Origin of the sequence: Acinetobacter sp. ANC 4910 (assembly GCF_004331035.1) — a bacterium.
GTDB lineage: Bacteria > Pseudomonadota > Gammaproteobacteria > Pseudomonadales > Moraxellaceae > Acinetobacter.
On sequence record NZ_SJNT01000024.1, the window covers coordinates 1 to 25,562 of the forward strand.

The 25,562-nt window shown below is 40.1% G+C and carries 18 protein-coding genes and 2 pseudogenes; 6 read left to right on the forward strand and 14 right to left on the reverse strand.

The window, feature by feature from the left end; genetic code table 11:
* The 9 genes from E0H82_RS16050 to E0H82_RS16090 form a co-directional block, all read right to left on the reverse strand.
* Positions 1-920 (reverse strand): aromatic amino acid lyase (locus E0H82_RS16050; RefSeq protein ID WP_165492974.1); only part of this gene is annotated, 920 nt, incomplete at its 3' end.
* A gap of 296 nt (positions 921-1,216) precedes the next feature.
* Positions 1,217-1,798 carry a HutD family protein gene (locus tag E0H82_RS16055; RefSeq protein ID WP_131265713.1) on the reverse strand — a complete coding sequence of 194 codons (582 nt, stop codon included), beginning with the start codon at positions 1,796-1,798 and terminating at the stop codon, positions 1,217-1,219.
* Between the two features lie 552 nt (positions 1,799-2,350).
* Positions 2,351-3,454 (reverse strand): agmatine deiminase, encoded by a 1,104-nt coding sequence (aguA, locus tag E0H82_RS16060; RefSeq protein WP_131265714.1) that lies wholly within the window; start codon positions 3,452-3,454, stop codon positions 2,351-2,353.
* A gap of 73 nt (positions 3,455-3,527) precedes the next feature.
* Positions 3,528-4,874: an APC family permease gene (locus E0H82_RS16065; RefSeq protein WP_131265715.1), complete on the reverse strand. Its 1,347-nt coding sequence runs from the start codon at positions 4,872-4,874 to the stop codon at positions 3,528-3,530.
* A 115-nt stretch (positions 4,875-4,989) separates the two neighbouring features.
* On the reverse strand, positions 4,990-6,405 hold the full coding sequence (locus E0H82_RS16070; RefSeq protein ID WP_131265716.1) for an aldehyde dehydrogenase family protein: 1,416 nt from the start codon (positions 6,403-6,405) through the stop codon (positions 4,990-4,992).
* Between the two features lie 201 nt (positions 6,406-6,606).
* The gene (locus tag E0H82_RS16075; RefSeq protein WP_131265717.1) at positions 6,607-8,007 is read right to left on the reverse strand and encodes an aminotransferase; all 1,401 of its coding nucleotides are present in this window, start codon (positions 8,005-8,007) and stop codon (positions 6,607-6,609) included.
* 78 nt (positions 8,008-8,085) lie between these two features.
* A complete protein-coding gene (locus tag E0H82_RS16080) occupies positions 8,086-9,345 on the reverse strand; it encodes a Zn-dependent hydrolase (protein ID WP_131265718.1) in 1,260 nt (419 codons plus the stop codon).
* Between the two features lie 591 nt (positions 9,346-9,936).
* Complete coding sequence (locus tag E0H82_RS16085; protein WP_131265719.1) at positions 9,937-10,689, reverse strand: TorF family putative porin; 753 nt, start codon at positions 10,687-10,689, stop codon at positions 9,937-9,939.
* Between the two features lie 399 nt (positions 10,690-11,088).
* Positions 11,089-12,024, reverse strand: coding sequence for a LysR family transcriptional regulator (locus tag E0H82_RS16090; protein ID WP_131265720.1), 936 nt, complete (start codon positions 12,022-12,024; stop codon positions 11,089-11,091).
* A gap of 911 nt (positions 12,025-12,935) precedes the next feature.
* Here E0H82_RS16090 and E0H82_RS16095 point away from each other — a divergent pair.
* The 6 genes from E0H82_RS16095 to tcuB all read left to right on the forward strand — a co-directional run bounded on the left by E0H82_RS16095 (position 12,936) and on the right by tcuB (position 20,020).
* Complete coding sequence (locus E0H82_RS16095) at positions 12,936-13,865, forward strand: LysR family transcriptional regulator (RefSeq protein WP_131265721.1); 930 nt, start codon at positions 12,936-12,938, stop codon at positions 13,863-13,865.
* 278 nt (positions 13,866-14,143) lie between these two features.
* Entirely contained in the window at positions 14,144-15,454 is a 1,311-nt protein-coding gene (locus E0H82_RS16100) for an MFS transporter (RefSeq protein ID WP_131265722.1), read from the forward strand.
* An 83-nt stretch (positions 15,455-15,537) separates the two neighbouring features.
* Positions 15,538-16,332, forward strand: a complete 795-nt coding sequence (locus E0H82_RS16105) for a substrate-binding domain-containing protein (RefSeq protein WP_213073969.1) — start codon at positions 15,538-15,540, stop codon at positions 16,330-16,332.
* Positions 16,333-16,463: 131 nt separating this feature from the next.
* On the forward strand, positions 16,464-17,393 hold the full coding sequence (locus E0H82_RS16110) for a LysR family transcriptional regulator (protein ID WP_131265723.1): 930 nt from the start codon (positions 16,464-16,466) through the stop codon (positions 17,391-17,393).
* 103 nt (positions 17,394-17,496) lie between these two features.
* Positions 17,497-18,903: an FAD-dependent tricarballylate dehydrogenase TcuA gene (gene tcuA / locus E0H82_RS16115; RefSeq protein WP_131265724.1), complete on the forward strand. Its 1,407-nt coding sequence runs from the start codon at positions 17,497-17,499 to the stop codon at positions 18,901-18,903.
* Positions 18,893-20,020 (forward strand): tricarballylate utilization 4Fe-4S protein TcuB, encoded by a 1,128-nt coding sequence (tcuB, locus tag E0H82_RS16120; protein ID WP_131265725.1) that lies wholly within the window; start codon positions 18,893-18,895, stop codon positions 20,018-20,020. Before tcuA ends, tcuB begins: the two co-directional genes overlap by 11 nt.
* Here tcuB and E0H82_RS16790 read toward each other — a convergent pair.
* The 5 genes and pseudogenes from E0H82_RS16790 to E0H82_RS16140 all read right to left on the reverse strand — a co-directional run.
* A pseudogene (locus E0H82_RS16790) lies at positions 19,966-20,193 on the reverse strand (hypothetical protein); the annotation flags it as partial. The gene tcuB and the pseudogene E0H82_RS16790 sit on opposite strands and share 55 nt — an antisense overlap.
* 61 nt (positions 20,194-20,254) lie before the next feature.
* Positions 20,255-20,380: pseudogene (locus E0H82_RS16795) on the reverse strand (IS5/IS1182 family transposase); the annotation flags it as partial.
* A 146-nt stretch (positions 20,381-20,526) separates the two neighbouring features.
* Positions 20,527-21,333 (reverse strand): oxidoreductase, encoded by an 807-nt coding sequence (locus tag E0H82_RS16130; RefSeq protein WP_131265726.1) that lies wholly within the window; start codon positions 21,331-21,333, stop codon positions 20,527-20,529.
* A gap of 38 nt (positions 21,334-21,371) precedes the next feature.
* Complete coding sequence (locus tag E0H82_RS16135; RefSeq protein ID WP_131265727.1) at positions 21,372-24,437, reverse strand: efflux RND transporter permease subunit; 3,066 nt, start codon at positions 24,435-24,437, stop codon at positions 21,372-21,374.
* A complete protein-coding gene (locus E0H82_RS16140; protein WP_131265728.1) occupies positions 24,434-25,558 on the reverse strand; it encodes an efflux RND transporter periplasmic adaptor subunit in 1,125 nt (374 codons plus the stop codon). Before E0H82_RS16140 ends, E0H82_RS16135 begins: the two co-directional genes overlap by 4 nt.
* Between the last annotated feature and the right edge of the window lie 4 nt (positions 25,559-25,562).

Genomic DNA, 25,562 nt, shown 5'->3' on the forward strand with positions numbered 1-25,562 from the left:
GCTTCAATTTCTAATACTTCAGCCGCCTGACGGATTTGAGTTAAACAGGCACCCATCACCTGTGGTTGGCAACGTAAAGAATACGGATCTTGAACTTTGCTACAGTCTTCGTGTGAATGTGCAATTTCACTCGAATCAGTCAATAAGTCACGATAAGCCGCCGCCACATCAATTTGACCACGTTGACCACGTACTTCATGAATACGGGCATCGAACGGTGAGCGTGAACCCAGCATTGCTTCAACACTTAAGCCACCACACACTGTCGCAGCAGCAAATAAATCTTCAGCTTCAAACAAACCACGTAAAGCATAAGCGGTCGAAACTTGTGTACCATTTAAAAGGGCTAAGCCTTCTTTGGCAGCTAAAGAAATGGGTTCTAAACCTGCAATTTTTAAAGCTTCGATTGCGGGTAACCATTCACCTTTGTAGCGTGCTTTACTTTCACCCAATAAGATTAATGACATATGCGCCAAGGGTGCCAAATCACCTGAAGCGCCTACTGAACCTTTCAGAGGAATGTGTGGATAAACTTCAGCATTAATTAAAGCCAACAACGCATCAATGACTTTACGGCGAATACCTGAGAAGCCACGTGCCAAGCTATTTGCTTTCAATAGAATAATTAAACGAACCATCGCATCATCCAGTGGCTCTCCTACACCTGCGGCATGTGAAAGAACTAACGAACGCTGTAATTGTTCTAAATCTTCAGGAGCAATCTTGGTTGAAGCAAGTAAACCAAAACCTGTGTTAATGCCGTAAGCTGTACGCCCTTCATTTACAATCTGTTCTACACAAGCCACGCTTGCGTTGATTGCAGCTGAAGCACTGTCATCTAATTTAACTTTAATTGGGTTGAGGTAAGCTTGACGAAGGTCTGCAAGTGTCAGTTGACCGGGTTGAAGTAAGAGTTCCATCTTTATCCTTTGCTTCACGATATTGTTCAATCCCAAGGCTGCTTATCCATAGAGCAGCATTGTATTTACTTCTATCTATTTATTATTGCGTCATCATTATCAGGTTCAGGAAGATAGCACCAATCGGATTGGTATATCAATGTATTATCTTGTATATACATTTATTTATTACATAAAACAGCCTCATAAATAAGCTGATTCTTTGAACCGTTGTAACAGAGTAAGATTAAATATTACTGTGCATAAACTTAAGCCAAAGTAGGTTTAATCCTTGGCTGAATGTCCGCTTTATTCCATTAAATTTTGCTTAACTCAATCCAACAGCCCTGCCGTACAGCGGATGCAGGAAAAATAAAATGTTTCACATTTTGATTGGAATGTATGTAGATGCTCTGATGTTGCTCAAGCTTAAATCGTTGACCATCCACAGACAGCTCTAGTGCCAAAATGCTTTGATTAAAAATAAAGATGACATCTGCTGAAGAGAAAAACTCAAGAGCTGATGAATCTTCTATCCATTGGTAGCGAGCAGTATAGTGCAGTGGTGAATAAATTAAATTAAAATCACGGATTGGCCCCGCCAATAGATTACAACTGACCAGACGATCCCCACTAAATTGGATCGACTGCAACGTCTGTAAAGTGTGGGTTGCTCCATCAATGTTTAATGCAATGCCCGTTCCCTCTAATACCGTCAAAAAACGTTGCATTCCCATAAACTGAGAAAAAGTCCCTGAAGTCGTGACGTCCGCCATGGAAATGCGCCAATCAAACTCAGTCAACTCCTCTCCTGCACTACGCGCCAGTTCTAGGGTATAGCCTGCTCCATTTTTCCAAGGCATTTTTTTATAGTGATTTGCTGTAAGCAACTCGATCATGGCGTAAATTTCCCTTTTAAAGAATAACGACTGTCTGGGTCAATCAGTCATGTACTTGAAATAAACTGTTGGTTTACCCTTGTACGATGGCAAATCCATCAACAGGCTGATTTTTTTAATTTTTAAACCGTTACATGCTTGAACTAATGCTTGAATAGCCGCGACAATCTGCTCGACTTAGATCACTGGTGATCTCGATATTAAATAAGCATTCGAGGTAATTTGGCTAAAATCTTGGTTTAAATACGTTTAAATCATCAGTAATCATATATTTGACACCTAAATACAACGGCACAGCGCTATCATTTCCCAAAGACAATGCCAAATCGTATTGTTCCGACCCTCTGAGCACTCGCTAGATTCATACAAAATAATCAAATTTATCTTAATCTATCATTCATGTATTTGTATATACAGGACTATACATTAATATTTATTCTGATTAGATCTCAGTTCTCTCAAAATCTTAGATTTTTTATACTCAATAAAAAGAAAAGCCATGTATTTACATGGCTTTTCTTTTTATTTGGGGTGAACACCCCTCAGCATTAATTAAGCTGGAATTTGCTGAGTAATACAGTGAATATTACCACCGCCCAACAGAATTTCACGTGCAGGCACACCTGTAATTAAGTAATCAGGATACATTTGCTGGAACAATGCTCGGGCTTGTTCATCGGTACTTTCATCAAATAACGGGAAAATAATCTGTTGGTTACTAATCAAGTAATTCACATAGGAACCTGCCAAACGATTGCCTTCAACACGCTCAATCGCATTGCCTTTTTCGACATCGTTAATTTCATTCTCGCGCGCAAAAAGCGGACCTGGCGCAGGCAGTTTCCATACTTTTAGCTTACGACCTTGGGCATCCAGACTATTTTCCAACACCTTGAGTGCTGCGACAGAACGTGGATATTGCGGATCCGTTTCATCATTCGTCCAGTGCAATGCCACTTCACCGGGGCGAACAAAACAACACATGTTATCTACATGACCATCCGTTTCATCATTAAATACCCCTTCAGGCAACCAGATGAAATTTGTCACTCCTAAACATTCTTGCAGAATTTCTTCAATTTCATCCTGCGTTAAATCTGGGTTACGGTTTGGGTTCAGCAAGCATTCTGCTGTCGTTAACAACGTCCCTTCACCATCGACATGGATTGAACCCCCTTCAAGCACTAATGGCGCTGCGAAAGTTTCTAGCTCATGCATGGCTGTAATGTGTTTTGGAATTAATTGATCTTGGTCCCACGGGAAATACAAGCCGCCATTTTCTCCGCCCCAAGCATTAAATACCCAGTCAATTCCCAAACGTTCACCTTGTGCATTTTTCACAATGGTTGGGCCTGTATCACGCGTCCAAGCATCGTCACTTTCCATTTCATACAAAGTTACTTCTGCTGGCATGGTTTGACGTGCTTTTGCCATTTCTGAAACTGGAACTGCCATAAATACAGGCGTCTTTTTCGAAATGGCTGCCGCAACCTGAGCAAAGGCTTGCTGTGCAGGTTGAGCATTATTACGCCAGTTGTCTGTACGGTACGGCCAAATCATCCATACTGCTTCTTGTGCTGCCCATTCACCCGGCATACTAAAACCCTGTTGCTTTGGGGTTTTTACTGTTTTTTGCTTTTCTACCACAAGTTCCATTTTGATACTCTCTTGAATTTTTACGTTTCCAAATTTTTGATTTAGTGAATTAAAGTCGTTCACTCACACTGACTTAACTGTTTGAAACTTCCTCTACAGGAGATCCCAATGAAATCGGCTGCTTTTTAATTTTCTTGTACAACACCAGTACAATCCCTACGCATAACCAAATTCCACCGAATTCAAGCGCATTTTTTTCCAAGTTAATCCATAGGCCTAACAATGAAAATACAGACGCCAAGGGTAAAAATAGGTTCATAAACAAGTTTTTAAACCCAGTACGTTCTTTTCTAATTACAAAGAATTTCATGAAAACTGAGAAATTCACCATGGTAAAGGCAATTAAGGCACCAAAGCTGACAAAACTCACCACCATTGCCAGATCGACATAAATTGCCAGTAATGAAATTAAACCTACAAAAAAGATTGAATATAACGGTGTACCCAGTTTTGTATTGACTGAGCCGAAAACTCGCTTACTGAATATGCCATCACGCCCCATAATATGAATTAAACGCGAAGCACTGGCATGTGTTGCTAAACCAGAGGCAAAGGCATTCATAATTTGGACCGTTAATAATTGAGTCTGGAATGCTGCACCACCGACAATTAGGGCAATTTCTGGCAAGGCTTCATCAGGATTTTGGAATTGAGCCAAGGTCGGAAACTGTAACGTCACGAACCAAGATACTGTAATGAAAATGGCGCCACCCACCAAAGTCGTCCAAATAATCGCTTTTGGAATGGTCTTGGTTGGGTTTTTGGTTTCATTTGCCAAAGTTGATACTGCATCAAATCCCAGATAGGAAAAACAGACCAAAGAGATACCTGCGACCAAGGTGTTCAGTTCTGGATTACCATTGAACATTGGCTTCAAGGTCATCACCTGACTATAACCTTGTGAGTTTCCTATACCTGTCACCACCAAATAGATAAACACCAGCATCATCACCAAGGTCGCAGCAACAAATACAAAGCTGAAATTGGCCAAAATATTAATGCGGAAGCTGTTAATCAATGTGACCAATCCCACCATGATGAGTACCCACGCGGTATAGGACACATCAGGAAAGATGGAGTTTAAATAAAATCCAGCAAGTAAGGCATTGATCAGGGGGAGCAACATATAATCTAATAACGAGCACCACCCCACAAAAAAGCCCATGGTTTTACCGCAGGTTTCAGTGGTATAGGTATAAGCCGAACCTTCTCTCGCTGAGAGTCGACTAAAACGCGCATAACTTACTGCGGTTAACAGCATAGCAACCAGTGCCAATAAATAGGCTAAAGGAACTTGCCCATTGGTGACTCTTGAAATAATACCAAAAGTATCAAATACCGTTGCTGGTGCCATATAGGCAACCCCAATGACAACCACTTGCCAAAGGGAGAGGCTCCTGTGTTTATTCTCGCCTTCCATGCTTTTACTCCTGTAGCATTGCAAGCACTTTATTTCGTGCAATAGTTGTTCCACTTAACAGCACATATATTGAGAAGAGCATCCTTTTTCTTCTCAATAATCCTTAAAACCACATCTAAATCGTAATTACATTTTCTTCTAAATAACTTTGCATTCCAGACTCACCCAGCTCACGCCCAGTGCCGCTCTTTTTAAAGCCACCCCATAGCGAACTTGGATGAATCATTTGGAAAGAGTTAATCCAGATGTGCCCAGCACGAAGCCGCTTAGCAAGCGTTTTACCGTGATCGACCGAGCCTGTCATGATGGTGGCTGCCAAACCAAATTCTGAGTCATTCGCGACTTGAACCGCTTCATCTTCACTGCTAAAGGTACGACAGCACATGACTGGACCAAAGATTTCTTCTTTCCATAAACGGCTGCGGGTTGGTACATCAATAAAAATTTGCGGGCGAATATAAAAACCCTGCGTAGGACATCGAATATTTTCAGCATCCACTAAGGCTTGCAGTTGCTCTTGTGCTGCAAGGGCTAAGTATTCATTGACTTTATTGAATTGTTTTTGCGTGGTCATAGGACCCATGCTGAACTGATCTTCAGCTTCTTGCCCCAACAAAATAGCTTCCGTGGCTTGCTTCAGCTTTTGGTAAAACGGGGCAGCAATTGATTCATGCACCAATACACGCGACATGGCTGAACACATTTGTCCTGCGTTATAGAACATCCCGCCTACGGCTTTTTCCACCGCATCATCAATATCGGCATCTTCTAACACTAAAAATGCCGACTTTCCGCCTAGTTCAAGGGTAACCCGTTTGACCGACGTTGCTGCAGCTTGCATCACTTGAATCCCAATCTCGGTACTACCCGTGAAAGAGACTTTTTGGATCTCTGGATGACGTACCAAATGTTCGGCTGCAATGGCATCACCAAGGACTAAATTAAACACACCTTGTGGGAAGTTAATTTGATTGAGTAGTTTAATAAATTCAAGTTCTGGTAATGGCACCAATTCCGAAGGTTTAAAAACCAAGGTACAACCCGCTGCCAAAGCAGGTGCAATTTTCCATGCACTGGTAATTAAAGGAAAATTCCACGGCGTAATGAGTGCCACCACACCGACAGGGTTTTGCTGATGGGTGAGTTCAGTGCCATGATCAGTTTGACTGGTTTTACTAAAGGCAAATTTCTGGACTAAATCAGCATAGTAGCGATAACATTTGATACTGTTCTCAACATCAACTTTGGCTTGACTCAATGATTTGCCATTGTTGCTATGTGACAGTTCAACTAATTTTTCTTTTGCTTGTTCAAGTGCATCGGCAATTTTATTTAACCAGACTGCACGCTCCGCTGCACTGGTCTGACTCCAGCTTGCTAAAGCATGATTTGCCGCTTCTACCGCAGCGTCCACATCATGGATTGAGGCTGTCACGAAATGTGCCAGTGCTTGCTCACTACGTGGATTGATCACCGCAATCTCGGTGCTGCCAGTCGTTGCAGCCCATTGTCCATTGATATAATTTTTCATCTTTTTACTCGCCTTTGTCTGTGTCCATCATTTGAGGCTTAATCTGTCTCTTGTGTGTACACCACATCAGGAACATTATTACAGTTCGTCTTTCTTGACTTTTGATCTTGTTGTTTGCCCAAACCCATTGTTTAAGCAAACAAGTACTGAACAATCTGCCCAAATAGGTCAGATTGTCAGAAGGTTAGATGAGAATAAAACTTATAAGTGACCTTCGGCTTTTAACTCTGCAATCGTGTTTTGAATTGCATGACGTAAGGTTCTGACTACAAAATCCACTTGGTCACGCGTTAAAATTAACGGTGGAGAAAGTACATTCATGTGACCCACTGGGCGTACAATCAAACCTAATTTTTGGCAATGGTTGGCAATACGCTTACCTACACCCACTGAGCCATCAAACAACTCTTTGCTTTCTTTGTTACGCAAGTTTTCAATACACATCATGAATTTCTTGCCACGAACCTGACCTACAATTTCTAAATCAGCTAAAGTTTTAAGTTGTTCTTCAAAATACACCCCGACATCTTGCACATGTTCGCAAATGTTTTCGCGCTCAATGATTTCGATATTTTTTAATGCAGCCACACAGCTCACAGGATGACCTGAATAGGTAAAGCCATGTGTCAATAAGCCACCTTGGTGATGTGGTTTGCTAATGGCGTCATAAATTTCATCAGAAATAATGGTTGCACCCAACGGTAAATAACCAGAAGACAAGCCTTTAGCACAGGTAATAATGTCTGGCACAATACCGAACACCGCTTCTGAAGCAAACATGTGACCTAAACGACCAAATGCAGTCACGACTTCATCCGATACATACAACACATTGTATTTCTTACAAACTGCCAAAGTTTTCACATGGTAGCCTTCTGGTGGCACAATCACCCCACCCGCCCCCATAATTGGCTCGGCAAAGAACGCCGCAACATTGTCTGGACCCAGTTCTAAAATTGTGTCTTCCAATTCCTGCACTTTTTCATTACAGAAATCTTCCATCGACTGAGATTCAGGCTTGCGGTACGGGTTTGGACAAGAAACGTGATGTACCAATTGGTTGTGAATTTCAAAGCCAATATGGTCTGCTTCAATGCCTGTTAAGCTCATGCTGATGTACGTACTACCATGATAAGCATCTTTACGTGCAATCAGTTTTTTCTTAGACGGCTGACCAATTTGATGGAAATAATGGTGAATTAAACGTACCGCGGTGTCATTTGCGACTGAACCACCACAACCAAAAAACACATGATTTAAGCTTTCTGGTGCATGCTCTGCTAACTTTGCGGCTAATTTAGCTGCGGGCGCAGTAGTTTGATGACCGAATGGAGAGAAGTACGGCAATTCCATAATTTGTGCAGATACGGCATCCGCAATTTCTTGACGACCATAACCGACATTCACACACCACAAGCCACCAATACCATCTAAGTATTTATTGCCATGTACATCATAAACAAAAACATTTTCACCTTTTGCCATAATTAAAGAACCCTCTTCTTTAAATGTGGTGAAATCTGTCCATGGATGAATGACATGATCTTTGTCTTTTTGCCAAACATCTTGAATATCAATTTCTACTGGTAATTTAGAATTCATACTTTTTCCTTCCTAACACTTCGCAGCAGATCAATCCTGATGGCTGCATTTTAACTGGGTATTTATTGAATCATCTGTTTAGACCGCTTCAGCACAATGCTGTTGCACTGTATTTGCTTGCATAGCGTCATAATTTAAGATGGCATTGAGCAATACATCTGCACCCTGTGCCGCATCAAGTGCATAGACATCTTCAGCTTCGTTATGGCTTAAACCATCAATACACGGAATAAAAATCATGGTGGTTGGGCAGTGCTTTGCAATATTAATCGCATCGTGTCCTGCACCACTCACAATGGTCTGGTTTGAATACCCTAAGGTGTCCACTGCTTTTTGTACCGTCTCGACACATGCAGCATCGAAATAAGTCGCTGGACTTAACCAATGCTGAGAAATATTGATTTCTAAGTCATGATGTTCTGCAAGTGTCTGCAAAATTTTGCGCGTTTCTTCTTCCATTTCTTTCAATACAGCGTCGTTTGGATTACGCAAATCGATGGTCCATTGAATTTGCCCTGGAATGGTATTGCGTGAAGAATTTGCAACTTGCATTTCACCAAAGGTGACTAATCCCTCTGGGAAGCGTTTACGAATGTTACGCTCTAACTCTGCAATCATTGCTGCTGTACCCACCATGGTATCTTTACGCATATACATGGGCGTGGTGCCTGCATGTGCTGCTTTACCTTTGGTTTCTACATCCAGCCACAAAATTGCTTGCCCACCCGTCACCACACCAATGGCAATTTGGTTCTGTTCTAAAACAGGCCCTTGTTCAATATGTGCTTCATAATATGCTTTAAACGGACGGGCTAAAGGGGTTTGACCTAACTGACCTGTACGTACCAATTCTGAATAAACAGAAACACCTTGTTTGTCGGTACTTTCATACACTTTTTGCTTCGGCAATAAGCCTGTAAATACCGCCGAGCCCATCATGGCTGGAGTAAAACGTGCGCCTTCTTCATTGGTCCAAACCACAACTTCCAAAGGATGGTGAGTGGTAATTCCCTCTTCAGCCAAGCGTTGCAAAACTTCCATGCCCGACAATACACCATAGATACCATCAAAACGGCCACCTTTCGGCTGCGTATCTAAATGACTACCCATAACGATCGGTAAAGCTGTCGCGGAGTGACCTGCACGTCTTAAAATCAAATTTCCAATTTCATCATAATCAATGGAAAGATTGATCTTTTTTGCCCAGTTAATCAGTAGAGAACGTCCAGCAACGTCTTCATCTGATAATGCTAAACGTGTATTTCCGCCTTTATCTGTTGCGCCAATTTTTGCCATTTCCATCAGCATGTGCCACAAACGTTCCGCATTCGCTTTCATTACTAGAAACATCCATTTTATAAAATACTTTTTTGTGTCTTTTACAGAACACCAAATTTCATAAATTCACTCTAGAAAAAAAACCGAGCAGCAACAAGTTATATATTTTTAAGCGAAATATTAGTAAAACTTATACCCTAGCATTTCATACCACTTTAATTGTCGGAACTATAATAAATAGATTAGCACCTGAACCAAAATAGAAAGTTAAGACCCACCGTTCAAAAATGACTAGCACATTGATATTGATCAAGTTCATAAAAAATACAATTGCAATCTACAAAGGTACAAAAAACCAATTTTGCTTATTTTTAATACAAAATTAATTCAATTATTGCCAAAACCTGCATATCCACCATACGAAAACAGATGAATTAATAAACAATAATTTGATGTAAAAACAATTATTTTTAAACCTTGTTTGAAAATACAAGTACAAATACCGAGTTATAAACCCATAGCACAAATGCTTATTACATTAGAAACTTGCAAATAAGTTTGACCATCAATTAAAATCATCTTTATAAAATACAAAGGCTTATTCTAAATCTTAAGAATAAGCCTTTGGTATACAGATGTTCTAAACTCGGCTTAGAAAGCTTTGGTAATACTAAAAATCACTGCATCATCAGCATAATTTAATTCTTTATTGATATTTGAATCGACATAATACAAATCAAAAATAAAGTCATTGTAGTTATAATTTCCACCTAATTTATAATCATAATATGAGTCTTCTTGATCTGTTGCCCATAAAACATCATAAGCCTCGTGACTTGAAAACTTGTTATATCCAACTTGGGCATAAGCATTCCAGTTTTTAGCTATCGGATAATTATAACTGGTTTCATAGCGAAGCATTTTACCCGTCTGGAAGAAATATTCTGGAGAATAATAGAAGGTAAAATTCAATGCATCATCATCGGTTAATAAACCCATACCTGTTGCAGCAACAGAATATTCTTCATAGTCAGTATCAGGTAAAGATTTATCTGAACCTGGATAATTAATATCGGCATATTGAATATTGAGTTTAAGATGATCATTTACCAAATAGTCATAACCCAAATAATAATCTAGCTCTATGCTACTACCAATATCAAGCTCACTGTTCGAAGCAAAAAGTTGTGCATATAAACCAGAGTCATGATCTATACGTAAAGTACCCTGTACAGCAGGATCTCCTTCCGTTTGCGAATAACCCCGCGAATAATAATCTGTTAAAAAGGAGACCGTACCACTGCTTGAAAAACTTTTTAAGATATTTGATTCTTCGACAGTTTCTGCATGCACACTTGAAATTGCCATTACTGCCAATAAACTACACATTAGCTTATTTTTCATTACTAACCTTCCATCAATTCCATGATTTTTATTTGGTTTTTTATTGTCATGCTTTTTTTATGAAAGCATAGAACCAATTTCCACAATTCGATAGGAACCATTTCAAGAGTAAAGATTAATTATATTTTTCAAAAACTTATGTTATTTTATCCAAAAAATACAGCAATTTAAGTGACCATTAGAATGTAAAATTAAACAAAGAATGATCTTGAATTGCATTTAAATGAAAAAATAAGAGATCCAGTTCGCTTGCAAACGATATGTACAATATCAATATGCAGTCCATCAGCCTGATGGGTGCATTGATGCCGATTATTTAATAAACAAGATCAAATCAATAATGGTGAATGAATACGCTATAAAATCATGCTCATATTGAAAAAATATGAATGGATAAATTTATACTTTTGAATGATTCACATTAAATACACTTCTTAAATCATTAATAAAATACTGCTCAACTAAAGATAACTCTCGATCTTTATGCCATGCTAATGAAATTGGGATAATGGATACATATGGAAATGGTGGAAGCTGTTTAAATAAATGATAGTCACTGCTTTTTTCAATAATATTTTTTGGCAATAGACCAACACCAATACCATTTTTAATAAAACGAATCACTTCATCCATATTATTTGTCGTGACCAATAAACGATTATTCTTCAAAATTTTTTCACGCACTTCACTTAATGGGGATAATGGATCATTTAATTGTTCACTTTGAAAGGAAATAAATCCATGCCCTTTAATTTGAGCAATAGTCTCAATATTTTCACTATACAGTGAATGTTTATCACTACAGAATAAGGCATATTTTTGATTAATTAAAGTCTGATAATTAAGTTTAGCGTGTTGGGTTTGATTAATCCCAATACCAAGTGCTGGAATCTTTTGTAATAATAATTGTTGGATTTCTTTGCTTTTTAAAACATCAACCTGAAAATCAACCAACGGATATTTTTGATTAAAATCATGTAATAGCTGATCATAACGTGTGGACTCAATTCGACTCAGTACTAAAAGTTTAATTGTTCCAGACAAACTATTTTTTTCTGTATTTAATTTTTCCTCATAATCCATCAATTGAGTGTAAATCATCATACTTGCTTCAAAAACAATCTCACCTGTAGCAGTTAAATAAAACTTTCCGCCAGTCCGTACAATTAATGTTTCACCAATCTGCTCTTCTAATCTTTTTAAACTTTGACTGATTGCTGACTGAGTTAAAAATAATTTAATGGCTGCTTTATTCAAACTACCTTCTTGAACAATCACACGGAAGATACGAAGCAAAGACCAATTACATTTATCGAGTAATACATTTGATCTCATGCTGACTTACCTCATTGTATGTGATCTCAGAATTTTCATTCCGATCATATCAAAATTGTAAGGTGCTCACTTCTTATTTTTAATATCTATTTAATATCAATATATTACTATTCTTTTCATTAATATCTGAATATATTTAGCTCAATTTAAATGAAAAAAATTATCATCAAATAGTATTTTACTGAGTCAATTTTTAAATTCGTATTTACATCTAGGTCATCACCAATCAGCATTACACCGACTTATTATGTGTTTTTATCCACACTTTTATTTTAAATAAAAAATTGCATCACTAAATTTTAATGATTTTTTAATTTATTACTAAATTAAATTTCGTTGAAACTCAAACTTAAAGTTTTCATATTTATATTCATTACATTTGAATCATCAAAACTAATATCGATAAGATAAAACAAGGTCTGAAGAGATGGGTCCTCCCCTTCAGACCTTAAGAAGCATTCAATATCTTTGCTCTATGCCCTTAATTTGAACTTTTTTGAGCAAAGATACGAGAGCCATTTAATGACGGTGAAAGAGTGCCAATTGATTTTTATACTTCATAATGAATACTCCATCCAATACCAACTGGTGCTGAGTAAGAATTGATGAAAATAGCGTGAATGTTATGAATGTACTTACATCGCTTTGCTGGATTTCATTCTTTTTTTTAAAAATTTCCATTTAAGCGAAGTAAATTGAAATCACACCGTCATAAAATTAAATTCATTTCCCGAGGCTCTTTTGTTAAAGCATGCGCTTACTTTCATTTTAAATTAGTGATAAAAATATTTATCGTATATAAAATTTCCAACTTAATTTAAACATTTTTCTAGCAACACTGATAACATCCACTCTATTCATTAAATTGCTTTATTGAATAATCTGGCACTTAGATATAAAAGAATATTTTTATGGAAATCAAGCAGATAAAGTACTTCTTAACGGTGGTTGAAGCAGGAAGTATTGGTAAAGCGGCTCAAAAACTCGATGTTGGTGCTTCAGCCATTAGTCAGCAAATTAGTAAGCTAGAACAAGAGTTAAGCATTCGCCTATTACAGCGTAATGCCTTTGGCGTCACGCCTACACCCGCAGGTCTGGCCTTTTTAAAACATTCTCAACTTATTTTACGGCAGATTAATTTTGCAGTAGATGCTGCACATTCAGCACGGCTTTCTGGTCATGTCAGCCTCGGTTTTCCGCCGACCATTACCGCGTTAATTGGCATCCCTTTAATGAAACTAATGTCTGAACGCTATCCAGACATTCGTTTAGAAATTGTGGAAACCCTGTCGGGTAACCTGATTCAATCGATTAACTCACGTCAGCTTGATATTGCCATTATTTTTACCAATGAAATTGATAAACAGTGGTCCATACAACCTTTGGTACGCGAGCAAATGTATTTAATGGCACGCAAAGAAGTGCTCGAAAAATACGGTCTTGCCGAGTGCATCAAAAGTGGAATTATTCAGTCTCAACAAATTGGGGATATTCCTTTAGTACTACCACGGCAGCGTCATAGCTTAAGAAAACTGCTTGAGCACAAGATTGGACAGCTTAATGTGGTCTATGAAATTGATGGCTTACACTTGCTTATGGATAGCCTGATTCACCTTGACCTTGCAAGCATTCGCCCCGGAAGCGCTTGTTTGCAAGAATACAAACACAAGCTTCAGTTACTGAAACTCATTGATCCTGAAGTTGAGCGAATCAATTACTTGGTGAGTCTTGCCGAAGAAGAATTATCACCTGCCGCACTCGCTGCAAAATCGGCAATTAAAGCCTGTGTGAAAGAGTTGATTCAAAACCAAATTTGGCCGTGTTCTGAAATTATTTTATAAAGGGTCATTAATTTTATTAAAGACCTAATTAATTTTGCCCTCTCACTCCTTCCTGCTTTTTAAGATTACATTTTCATCTGAATGATAAGTGAATTTCTGTTTATCGAATTATAGATGTGTAGTTTGAACTGGAAACAAGGCATCACATTTTCAACAAAGGACAACTTTAAATCTCATTTCTAAGCCATTTTTTATTTAGGTTTAGTGAATGAATGGTTTTAAGTCCACATATTGAAAATTGTGAATGTTTCCATTTTGTCAGGCCAAGGAGGTCTCCAATGGATGTCGTGAATAACCGTAGGGCTACTTTTAAAAAAATATTAAATGTAACGAGTGGCAATTTTTTAGAACAGTACGATTTTTTTCTTTTTGGTTTCTATGCCACGTATATCGCAGCAAAATTTTTCCACTCTGAAAATGAATATGTCTCTTTAATGATGACATTTACCGTATTTGCTGCGGGCTTTCTGATGCGTCCTCTCGGCGCTATTTTCTTGGGCGCTTATGTCGACAGAGTTGGTCGACGTAAAGGTCTTATTGTTACCTTGAGCCTTATGGCAATCGGAACCATCTTAATTACCTTTGTACCAGGTTATGAAACCATTGGTATTCTTGCGCCAATTTTAGTAGTGATTGGACGTCTATTACAAGGCTTCTCGGCAGGTGTGGAATCTGGCGGTGTATCCATTTATTTAGCTGAAATTGCAACAGATAAAAACCGTGGATTTATTACCAGTTGGCAGTCTGGCAGCCAACAAATTGCGGTTGTGTTTGCGGCACTACTTGGCTATTGGCTCAATACCATCTTGACTCAGGCTCAGGTAGGTGAATGGGGCTGGCGTATTCCGTTCTTCATTGGTTGTTTGATTATTCCTTTAATCTTCTTGTTCCGTCGTACATTAGAAGAAACTGAAGACTTTAAAGCGCAAAAGACTCATCCATCGACCAAAGAAATTTTCAGCACACTTGCGAGCAACTGGCGCATTGTACTTGCAGGCATGATGATGAGTGCCATGACCACAACTACGTTCTATTTCATTACGGTTTACACCACGGTGTATGCAAAACGTACTCTAGAAATGTCGGTAACAGATAGCCTTTTAGCGACGGTATTTGTGGGTTTATCAAATTTCTTCTGGTTACCAATGGGTGGCTTACTTTCAGACAAAATTGGTCGTCGTCCAGTTTTAGTCGGTATTACGACACTTGCCATCTTTACCACTTATCCAGTTTTAAGCTGGTTGGTGAGTGACATTAGTTTTACCAATCTGATTATTACACTTGCTTACTTCTCGTTCTTCTTTGGTCTATACAACGGTACCATGGTCGCAATCCTTGCCGAAGTCATGCCAAAACGCGTACGTACAGTCGGTTTCTCTTTAGCGTTCAGCCTTGCAGCCGCTATTTTTGGTGGCATGACTCCAATTGCATGCACATATCTAGTTGAACACACAGGTAATGCAAGTACACCCGCATTCTGGCTGATGTTAGCAGCAGTATGTAGCTTAATCTCAAGCTTATATCTCTGCCGTGGTTCTAAACAGAAAAATGCTGACCCAATTGTTGAACCTGCAAAAATCAACGCTTAACACCTTCCCTATTTAGTTGTTATGAACAGTACGCAGATCTTGAGTCTACGTACTGTACTCTTTTGCACTTAAAGTGAGGCACTATGAAAAAATCTCCTATCTTCATGACCATTTGCCTAGCGAGTGCAGGCTTAGGCTCAACCTTTGCTAACGCAGATACCCTCGAAGTGATTAGCTCAGGCGGTTTCTATTCATCTATGGAAAAACTCATTCCGATATTTGAAAAGCAAACTGGTCACACGGTTCACCTTTCGTCTGGTTCATCAATGGGCGCATCGCCAACTGCGATTCCAAATCGACTCGATCGTGGTGAACATTTTGATGTGGTGGTGTTGGCTGCTCCAGAACTGAACAAGCTTGCAGAAAAAGGTTATGTTGACTCAAATTCACAAAGTGCTTTAGTCAATTCAAGCATTGGCATGGCTGTACCTAAAGGTGCGCCAAAACCAGATATTAGCTCTGCGGCAAAATTCGAAAAAGTTTTATTAAATGCTAAGCATATTGGCTATTCAGCAAGTGCAAGCGGTACACATCTTGAAAAAGATGTTTTCCCAAGCTTCCCACCTGTCGAGTACAAAGTGATTTCTGGTAAAGCAGAAAAAGTGGTAGGCGACCGCGTTGCAAAACGCATTGCTGAAGGCCAGTTTGATATTGGTTTCCAGCAAATTAGCGAAATCAAACCTTTTACTGGCCAATATGGTCAAGTTGATTTAGTCGGTCCAATTCCTGCGCCTTATCAAAAAGTCACTGTGTTTGCAGCGGGCATTGGTAAAAACTCTGAACATGAAAAAGTCGCAAAAGAACTCATCAAATTTGTGAAGTCACCACAAGCAACACAAATTATTGAAGAACAGGGTCTGGAGCAGGTTAAACAATAAAAGCTCTAAAAGGCAACGTCTTGAGGTGATGTTGCCTTTACTCTATTGGTGGTTTACTCAGCCTAATAGAACAAAATGTATAGCGATAAACCAGTGTAGAATAACCAATAAAGGACAATGTAGTATTTGCCGTGGAACTCAAACAATTAAAGTATTTTATTGCGGTGATCGAGTCAGGAAGCTTGGGTAAAGCTGCAAAAAATCTCGATATTGGAACTTCTGCATTAAGTCAGCAAATCTCAAAATTAGAAAGTGAGCTTTCTATTCGCCTTTTACAACGCACTGCCCTTGGTACAGTTCCCACCCCTGCGGGTTTAGCTTTTTTTCAACAGGTTCAACTGGCGCTTAGGCACTTAGACCATGCTGTAGACTCTGCACATTCTTCACGTTTAAGTGGACACGTCACCGTCGGTTTTTCGCCGAGTGTCGCATCGGTTATAGGCACTCACTTTTTAAAACTTATGAGAAACCGTTATCCCGATATTAAAGTCCGTTTAATTGAAGGATTATCGGGTGACCTCAAGGCATTAGTTAATGCACGGCAGCTCGATGTTGCCATCATCTTTAGTGACGATGTCGACCCACAGTGGGCCATACAGCCTTTAGTCAAAGAACAAATGTTTTTAATCACACCTAAAGAAGTGCTGAGTCAGTACCATCTTGAAAGTTGTATCGACACTCAAACGATTACTCATTCACAGCTAAAAGAACTTCCGCTGATTTTGCCGAGCCAACGACATGGACTACGTTTGTTGCTCGAACAGAAAATTCATCAGCTTAAAGTGGCCTATGAAATTGATGGACTACATTTGTTAATGGAAAGCATCAGCCAACTCGAAATGGCAACCATTCAACCTGCGGGTGCATCGTTAAACTCAAGGCAAGACTTATGTTTACTTCGCGTTGTGGAACCTCCGATTGAACGCATTAACTATTTAATTAGTCTCTCTGAAGAAGAAATCTCACCTGCTACTTTAGCCACCAAAGTAGTGATTCGTGCTTGTGTAACCAACTTGATTAATGAAAAACGCTGGCCCGGTGCGGAACTCATAAACACTTAAGCGCTTAGTGTTTATTTTTACTAAACACCCATTCAAGCTTAGCCTCTCACTTCACCTTCCCTTTTAAAGCTACATTAGCGTTAGCTGAGAAAGGGAGAAATCCATGCATGATGTGATTATAATTGGTGGTGGGAATGCCGCACTGTGTGCCGCGCTTACGGCAAAAGAAAGTGGTGCATCTGTGCTTGTCATAGAAGCAGCGCCTAAAGAATGGCGTGGTGGTAACTCACAACACACTCGTAACCTCCGTTGCATGCATGATGCTCCTCAAGATGTATTGGTCGATGCCTACCCCGAAGAAGAATATTGGCAAGACCTACTTAAAGTAACTGCCGGAAAAACCAATGAACACTTAGCCCGTCTGGTTATTCGTAGCACGGCGACTTGTCGTGACTGGATGCGTAAACATGGCGTGAATTTTCAGCCGCCACTATCCGGTGCTTTGCATGTTGCACGTACCAATGCCTTTTTTATGGGTGGCGGTAAGGCTCTCATTAATGCGTATTACCGTAGTGCCCAAGAACTTGGCATTGAAATTTTATACAACACAAAAATTAAAGATCTAAAGTTAAACCAAGGACATTTTGAAGCCGCAATTGCGGAAGATGGTCGTGTGTTTAAAGCAAAAAGCTGTGTATTGGCCGCAGGTGGTTTTGAGTCAAATCTGGAATGGTTAAGAGAAGCATGGGGACAAAATGAAAACGGCGAATGGCCTGCCGATAATTTCATTATTCGTGGAACCCGCTTTAATCAGGGCAACTTACTTAAATTTATGATAGATCAAGGCGCCGATATTATTGGTGATCCATCGCAATCGCATTGCGTCGCTGTGGATGCACGAGCACCGTTATATGACGGCGGCATCTGTACTCGTATTGACTGCGTTTCATTGGGTATTGTGGTCAATAATAAAGCCGAACGTTTTTACGATGAAGGCGAAGACTTCTGGCCAAAACGTTATGCGATTTGGGGGCGTCTTGTAGCTAAACAGCCGCAGCAAATTGCCTATTCGATTATCGACTCAAAAGCCATTGGCCGCTTTATGCCACCTGTGTTTGCGGGTGTAAAAGCAAATAGCATTCAAGAGTTAGCCGAAAAAATCGGACTGGATGCAAAAGCCTTCTGTCACACGGTAGAAGAATTTAACCAATCTTGTGTGCAAGGCACCTTTAACCATACCGTTTTAGATGACTGCACCACCGAAAATATTGTTCCTAACAAAACCCATTGGGCCGTTCCTCTCGATCGCCCACCTTTCTATGCCTATGCGCTTAAACCCGGCATTACTTTTACCTATTTAGGCTTAAAAGTCGAAGACGATGCTGCGGTACGTTTTAACAATATAGCCAGCCGCAACCTGTTTGTTGCAGGTGAAATGATGGCAGGTAACGTACTCGGTCAGGGTTATACCGCAGGCGTTGGTATGTCGATTGGCACGACCTTTGGACGCATTGCCGGAAAAAATGCAGCCCACTATGCACTTTCACAAGGAGTTGAACATGAATGCTAGTACTAAAGCCCTAATTCCAGTTGTTCAGCTCTCTGACCATGAGCAGGAAGTTCAAAGAGCCCTACAGATTTGTAATGCTTGTCGTTACTGTGAGTCTTTTTGTGCTGTATTTGCGGCGATGACCAAGCGCCTTGAATTCAATCAAGCCGATATTCATTACCTCGCAAACCTGTGCCATAACTGTGGTGCTTGTCTACACGCTTGCCAATATGCCCCGCCACATGAGTTTGGTGTAAACATTCCACAAGCGATGGCGCAAGTACGTTTGGAAACTTATCAAGAGTTTGCGACCCCTCAGCCTTTAGGCCGACTTTATAAATCGGTGGGCATTCCTTTTGTCTCAGCATTATCAGCTATTTTCTTTTTATGCATGTTGGCTGTGGTGTGGTACAAAGGCACCGACCTGTTTGCAGGCTATCAAGGTAATTTCTATGCGATTTTCCCGCATAACTTTTTAGCTCTACTGTTTGGAGCAACCTTTACAGTTGCGATTGTTTTGCTAGGCATTGGAATTAGTAAATTTTGGAGACAAACCTCTAAAGTTATTCACGGCAAAGTTGAAAAACCAGACCTTATTCAAGCCTCTCAAAATGTTTTAACGCTTAAATATTTAGATGGTGGACATGGCAAAGGCTGTAATGAGCAAGATGACCGTTACACACAAATCCGCCGCGTCTTCCATCATCTGACGTTTTATGGCTTTATGCTTTGCTTTGCTGCCACAGGCGTAGCGACTTTATATCACTATTTCCTTAACCTGCATGCGCCGTACCCTATCTTTAGCTTGCCTGTTATCTTGGGTACGTTGGGTGGTTTTGGCTTAGTGATTGGACCATCTGGCTTGCTCTATTTAAATCTTAAACGCCATCCATTACATGGCGACCGCGAGCAAAAACCTGTAGATCGAGGCTTTATTTTCCTTTTAATTTTAGTCAGTGCTTCAGGCTTAGCTCTTATGGCATTTCGTAATTCTCCATACATGGCACTTTTACTGATTTTCCATTTAGCTACAGTCATGACGTTTTTTATTACCATGCCATTTGGAAAGTTCGCACACGGTTTTTACCGCAGTGCTTCTTTACTCAAATTTTCTATTGAAGAGAGAAAGGCAAAATAATAAATCACTAGAGATGGAATAGACGGTAGCCAAATCAATATACAAGCTAAAGCAACTGAATTTTTGTAGTTCTGCTTTGGCTTGTTATAGCCTGTAGCAATTCCTCTAAATTGCTTGAGTCTTGCACATAAATTCTCAACTAAGTGTATGATTTTATATAAGTATAAATCCATTTTAATAACTTACTGTCTTTAGAGCACCGAGTGAATCATTTAAAGATTCTGGTAAATCTCACCAAGGACAGCCAGTTCTAATTCTATAAAGAATTGCTTCGATAAAACTTCCGAGATTATGTTTGAGATAGATACCAAAATTGTGGACAGTAGATTTCAGCTTTAACCCGTGTTGATCAGTCAGCATGGGTTAAAGCATAGCGAGAAGTAAATTTGGTTTGGCGATTGAGTTTCACTTTCTCGTTATTTTTTGCACAGTAAATGTCGACAGAACCTAAGATAGACGCATAGCTTCTTATGTTTCTATCTTAATATCTAAATAATCCCTAAAACTCATTTCAAACCAAAAGTCTTTCGAATACTTTTATCAACAAGACTACTTGGCATAAATCGACGCAACCTGCTTAACAAAGATGCTTGTCCAGATGGTGTACGGCGCATTTGCCAATCATTCAGTGCCGCTGTAACAATGGTATCCGCAACACTATCGGGCTGAGGTGCTTGATCAATCTGTTTTAAGATGGCATGAGTCGCTAAGTTGCGCTCATTGTCATATTCAGGAATTTTAGACCTTGCTAAGGGTGCATTCTTATCTAAATTGGTTTTAGTAAATGAAGGCTGAACAATGGATATACGAATTCCAAATTGGCGAAGCTCGTGATCTAAAGATTCAGACAATCCTTCAACTGCATGTTTAGTCGCCGAATACAGTCCCATATACGGTGAAGGCAAGAAACCCAATACTGAACTCACATTTATAATTCTTCCATAATGCTGTATCCGCATATAAGGTAATACGGCTTGTATCGTACAAAGAATACTAAATACATTGGTGCTAAATAAAAATTCTGCTTCTTTTATCGAGGTCTCCTCTACTGCACCAATTAAGCTTGCTCCCGCATTATTAACCAAAATATCAATATGCCCAGCTTTATCAATAATAGAATGAATCCCCAGCTGGACAGAGTCTTCATCTGACACATCCATCTCGACAAGCTCAACGCCTTCTAAAGGTTGAGCTTTGACTTTATTTCTGACTGTACCGAAAACTTTATGGCCGAGTTTAGCAAATTTTTCTGCTGTAACTTGCCCAATGCCAGATGAAACACCTGTAATTACAACCACTTTTGAGTTTGACATATGAACTCCAATAACTTTTAAATTTGAAAATTTGATCATTAAACTGCTGGTTTAGCCCCGATCTTGAACCAGATCGAATACATTGCTGGCAGGAAAACCAAAGTCAAAATGGTTCCTGCAAGCGTTCCGCCAATAAGTGTGTAAGCAAGCGTTCCCCAAAACACTGAGTGAGTCAGAGGAATGAAAGCTAAAATAGCTGCTAAAGCTGTCAAAATTACAGGTCTGGCACGTTGTACTGTGGCCTCAACCACTGCATTCAACGGATCAAGCCCAGCTTCTTTGTTTTGCTGAATCTGTCCAATTAAGATGAGCGTGTTACGCATCAAAATTCCAGACAATGCAATCAACCCGACTAATGCATTAATACCAAAGGGCTGCTGAAATAAAAGAAGTGTTGGCACCACGCCGATTAATCCCAACGGGCTAGTTAAAAACACCATAATCATTGCAGCGATAGACCTCACTTGAAGAATGATAATGAGTAGAGTCATTGCCAACATGATTGGAAAAATAGGAAGCATGGCTTTAGTGGCTTTACCTGACTCTTCAATAGAACCCGCCTCTACAATCTGATAACCCTTTGGTAAATCTTTAATGACTGGTTGAAGCTGTTTAGTAATTGCAGTAGATACATCGGGTGGTTGTAACCCTTCAGCAATATCTCCACGAACGGTCATTGTTGGCACCCGATCTCGACGGCGGATGACTGGTTCTTCCATGCGAACTTCAATTTTGCCAATTTGTGCTAAAGGAATACGCTGTCCATTTGCTCCCGTGAGTGTGAAATCACCAATTTTTGCAGGATCTAGTCTTATATCTCCTGCTGAACGAGCAATCACCTGCACTGTACGAATATCTTCACGTACAGATGTAATTGGAATACCAGTTAACAAAAACTGTAATTGCTGTGCGACTGAACTTGATGTCAGACCAACTGCTTGCAGGCGGTCTTGTTCCAATGTGAAATGTAGGGCTGGCACACGAGTTCCCCAATCCGTATTTACAGTTCGCATCATTGGGCTAGCATTCATAACTTGCTGAACCTGAGCTGCAATCACACGTAATTTTTCTGGATCTGGGCCTGAAACTCGGTAAGCCACTGGATATGGCGAATAGGGTCCAAATACAAGTTGTGTTACACGTAGCTGCGCCTCAGTCGCAAGTCCATTTGAAATCGCTTGTCTTAAGCGGTGTTTTAAAGCTTCACGTTCTTCTTGATTGTCAGTTCGTATCACAATCTTGGCAAAGGCTGGATCTGGTAACTCAGGCCCCATCGAAAAATAAAAACGAGGTGCACCTTGACCAATATACGATGTCACAATCTTTGCTTCATGTTGCTTAGATAACCAAGCCTCAACTTTTGCTGTCGCAGCACTTGTTTGCGTAATCGATGTACCATAAGGCATCTGTACTTCAACAAGTACTTCAGGTCGGTCAGAGATTGGAAAAAATTGTTTTTTCACCAATGCCATTCCACCGACGGCTAAAACAAATAGGCCGATTACACTACCGGCAACAATCCATTTACGCGCAATCACGCGTTCAAGAATTTGACGGAAACGGTTATATCGTGGTGTGTCATAAATTGCAGTATGGCCACCTTCAATTTTTTTAAAATCAGGCAACATTTTCACACCCAAATAAGGTGTAAAAACTACAGCAACAATCCATGAGGCAATAAGTGCAATACCAACAATCCAAAACATATTGCTGGTATATTCACCCGCTGAAGAGCGAGCAAAACCATTTGGCATAAATCCAACAGCGGTGACTAATGTTCCTGAAAGCATCGGCGCGGCTGTATGACTCCATGCATAGGCGGAAGCTGCTGTCCGACTAAAGCCCTCTTCCATTTTGACGACCATCATTTCAATCGCAATAATGGCATCGTCAACTAAAAGCCCTAAAGCAAGAATAAGAGAGCCAAGTGTAATCCGGTCAAAGTTTTTACCCGTTGCCAGCATCACTACAAAAACAATAGCTAATGTGAGTGGTACAGCCATAGCAACCACGACACCAACACGCCATCCCATGCTAATAAAGCTTACAAACATAACCACAAGTAATGCTGCAAAGAACTTAATCATGAACTCATCTACCGATGAGCTAATATTGACCGCTTGATCAGTCACTTTATTTAAACTGATACCCAGAGGTAAATCTTCGTTGATGGAACTAACTTCTTTCTCTAATGATTTACCTAGATCTAATCCATTCCATCCTTCGCGCATCACCACGCCCAACAGTAAGGTCGGTTCCCCACCATTACGAATCATGAATGTTGCAGGATCTTCAGTGCCGCGTTTAACTGTCGCAATATCTGACAATTTCAAGGTGCGACCTTGAGCCGTTATCGGGGTGTCACGAATTTTTTGTAACTTGTCAAAAGCACCATCTAATCTGACAAAAACTTGAGGACCCTTGGTTTCAATAGAACCCGCGGGAGTAAGCACATTCTGATTATTCAGTGCAGCAAATACATCTTGTGGATTTACGCCTAGGGTTGCCAAACGCTCATGTGAAAATTCAATATAGATACGTTCAGATTGCTCACCAATAATATTGACTTTCTTTACGCCTGGCACATGAAGTAACTGCTGTCGAATTGTTTCTGCATCACGTACTAATAATCTTTGCGCTTCATTTTTTGCCTTTAATGAATATAAAGCAAAAGTTACATCTGCATATTCATCATTAACGAGTGGTCCAATTACACCGGCGGGCAAGTTGCTCATCTCGTCATTTACTTTCTTCCTCGCCTGATAGAATTCGTCTTGCACCTGTGATGGTGGCGTACTATCAAGTAAAGTCAGTGTCGTAAAAGCTAAGCCAGGTCTGGTATAGGTTTCTGTTCGATCGTACCAACGCAGCTCCTGCATCCGTTTTTCGATTTTTTCAGCAACTTGATTTTGCATCTCTTGAGCAGTTGCTCCAGGCCAAGCCGTCACAATGGTCATAACCTTCACTGTAAAAGCTGGATCTTCGGCTCGACCTAACTTGAAAAAAGCAACGATGCCAGCAATTGAAATCAAAAAAATCAGAAATAGCGTGATACCGCGTTCACGCACAGCAAGGGCTGATAAGTTAAAACCTTTTTCACTCATGAGTGATCCCCTTCATTTTCAACTGAAGGATGACTCGCTTGTGATGCAATACGTACCAACTCACCTTCTCGAAGCAAATGCGCACCTAAAGCAACAATTCGGTCTCCACTTTGAATATTGCCAGTGACATAGGCATATTCATCATCAAGCTGTTTAACAACAACAGGACGCCACGTTACTTTCTGAGTTTTTCCATTAATTACCCAAACTCCAGCTCCTTTACCCTTATCAAGTAAGGAACCGACTGGCACTTGTAAAAAATGTTGTGAACTCTGATTTTGATTGGCAATACGTACAGTAACCGTTGAACCTAAAGGAGCATTTGCTAAATCGCCTTCTAAGACGAAACGTGCCTCAAAAGTACGAGTGAGTTGATCTGCTGTATTTGATAACTGTCTAAGTTTAGCTGGAACACTTATATTTTCTTTACCAAACAGTGTAGCTTGACCAATAGCCCCTATTGCAGGACGTAATGTCTCTGGAAGCTGAATGATTGCTTCCCTTTGACCCGAATGAGCCAAGCGAATGACTGTTTGACCCGCACTGACAACCTGACCTGGTTCGACCAGTGTTTCCATAATCGTACCATCACCATCCGCAATTAAATCGGCATAGTGACTCGCGTTTAATGCCACCCTAGCTTGAGCTTGAGTCGAACTTAGCTGCGCTCTCGCTGTGTCTGCTGCCGCTTTAATCTGATCATAGGCAGAAGCAGATATAGCCCCGCTTCCACGTAAATCCTGATATCGGGCTTCATCTTTCTCTGCTTGTTCTGCACGGGCTCTGGCTGCACCCACAGCTTCTTGTTGGGCTTTAGCAGCAAGTTCTAAATCGACCGGATCAATACGCATCAGTAACTGACCGCGCTTTACTGTCTGGCCTGCTTCAACAAATCGTTTGATGACTTTACCAGAGACACGAAAACCCAAATCACTTTCTACCCGTACCCCTATCGTGCCTGTGAATGCTCTTGAATCAGAAGTGATTTCGTCTTGTACAGTTGCGACTCGTACTAACGGCGCCGAAGTACGGGGGTCAGATTGCGTATTTTCAGCACAACCGAGCAAGAAAAAAGGAAATATACATATTGCTGTAAACGGAATAAGGCGACGATAAAGCATATTT

Bases quoted from the DNA above. Each gene is read 5' to 3' on its own strand.
- E0H82_RS16055 (WP_131265713.1), bottom strand. From the start codon at position 1,798: ATGATCGAGTTGCTTACAGCAAATCACTATAAAAAAATGCCTTGGAAA.
- aguA (WP_131265714.1), bottom strand. From the start codon at position 3,454: ATGGAACTTGTGGTAGAAAAGCAAAAAACAGTAAAAACCCCAAAGCAA.
- E0H82_RS16065 (WP_131265715.1), bottom strand. From the start codon at position 4,874: ATGGAAGGCGAGAATAAACACAGGAGCCTCTCCCTTTGGCAAGTGGTT.
- E0H82_RS16070 (WP_131265716.1), bottom strand. From the start codon at position 6,405: ATGAAAAATTATATCAATGGACAATGGGCTGCAACGACTGGCAGCACC.
- E0H82_RS16075 (WP_131265717.1), bottom strand. From the start codon at position 8,007: ATGAATTCTAAATTACCAGTAGAAATTGATATTCAAGATGTTTGGCAA.
- E0H82_RS16080 (WP_131265718.1), bottom strand. From the start codon at position 9,345: ATGAAAGCGAATGCGGAACGTTTGTGGCACATGCTGATGGAAATGGCA.
- E0H82_RS16085 (WP_131265719.1), bottom strand. From the start codon at position 10,689: ATGAAAAATAAGCTAATGTGTAGTTTATTGGCAGTAATGGCAATTTCA.
- E0H82_RS16090 (WP_131265720.1), bottom strand. From the start codon at position 12,024: ATGAGATCAAATGTATTACTCGATAAATGTAATTGGTCTTTGCTTCGT.
- E0H82_RS16095 (WP_131265721.1), top strand. From the start codon at position 12,936: ATGGAAATCAAGCAGATAAAGTACTTCTTAACGGTGGTTGAAGCAGGA.
- E0H82_RS16100 (WP_131265722.1), top strand. From the start codon at position 14,144: ATGGATGTCGTGAATAACCGTAGGGCTACTTTTAAAAAAATATTAAAT.
- E0H82_RS16105 (WP_213073969.1), top strand. From the start codon at position 15,538: ATGAAAAAATCTCCTATCTTCATGACCATTTGCCTAGCGAGTGCAGGC.
- tcuA (WP_131265724.1), top strand. From the start codon at position 17,497: ATGCATGATGTGATTATAATTGGTGGTGGGAATGCCGCACTGTGTGCC.
- tcuB (WP_131265725.1), top strand. From the start codon at position 18,893: ATGAATGCTAGTACTAAAGCCCTAATTCCAGTTGTTCAGCTCTCTGAC.
- E0H82_RS16130 (WP_131265726.1), bottom strand. From the start codon at position 21,333: ATGTCAAACTCAAAAGTGGTTGTAATTACAGGTGTTTCATCTGGCATT.
- E0H82_RS16135 (WP_131265727.1), bottom strand. From the start codon at position 24,437: ATGAGTGAAAAAGGTTTTAACTTATCAGCCCTTGCTGTGCGTGAACGC.
- E0H82_RS16140 (WP_131265728.1), bottom strand. From the start codon at position 25,558: ATGCTTTATCGTCGCCTTATTCCGTTTACAGCAATATGTATATTTCCT.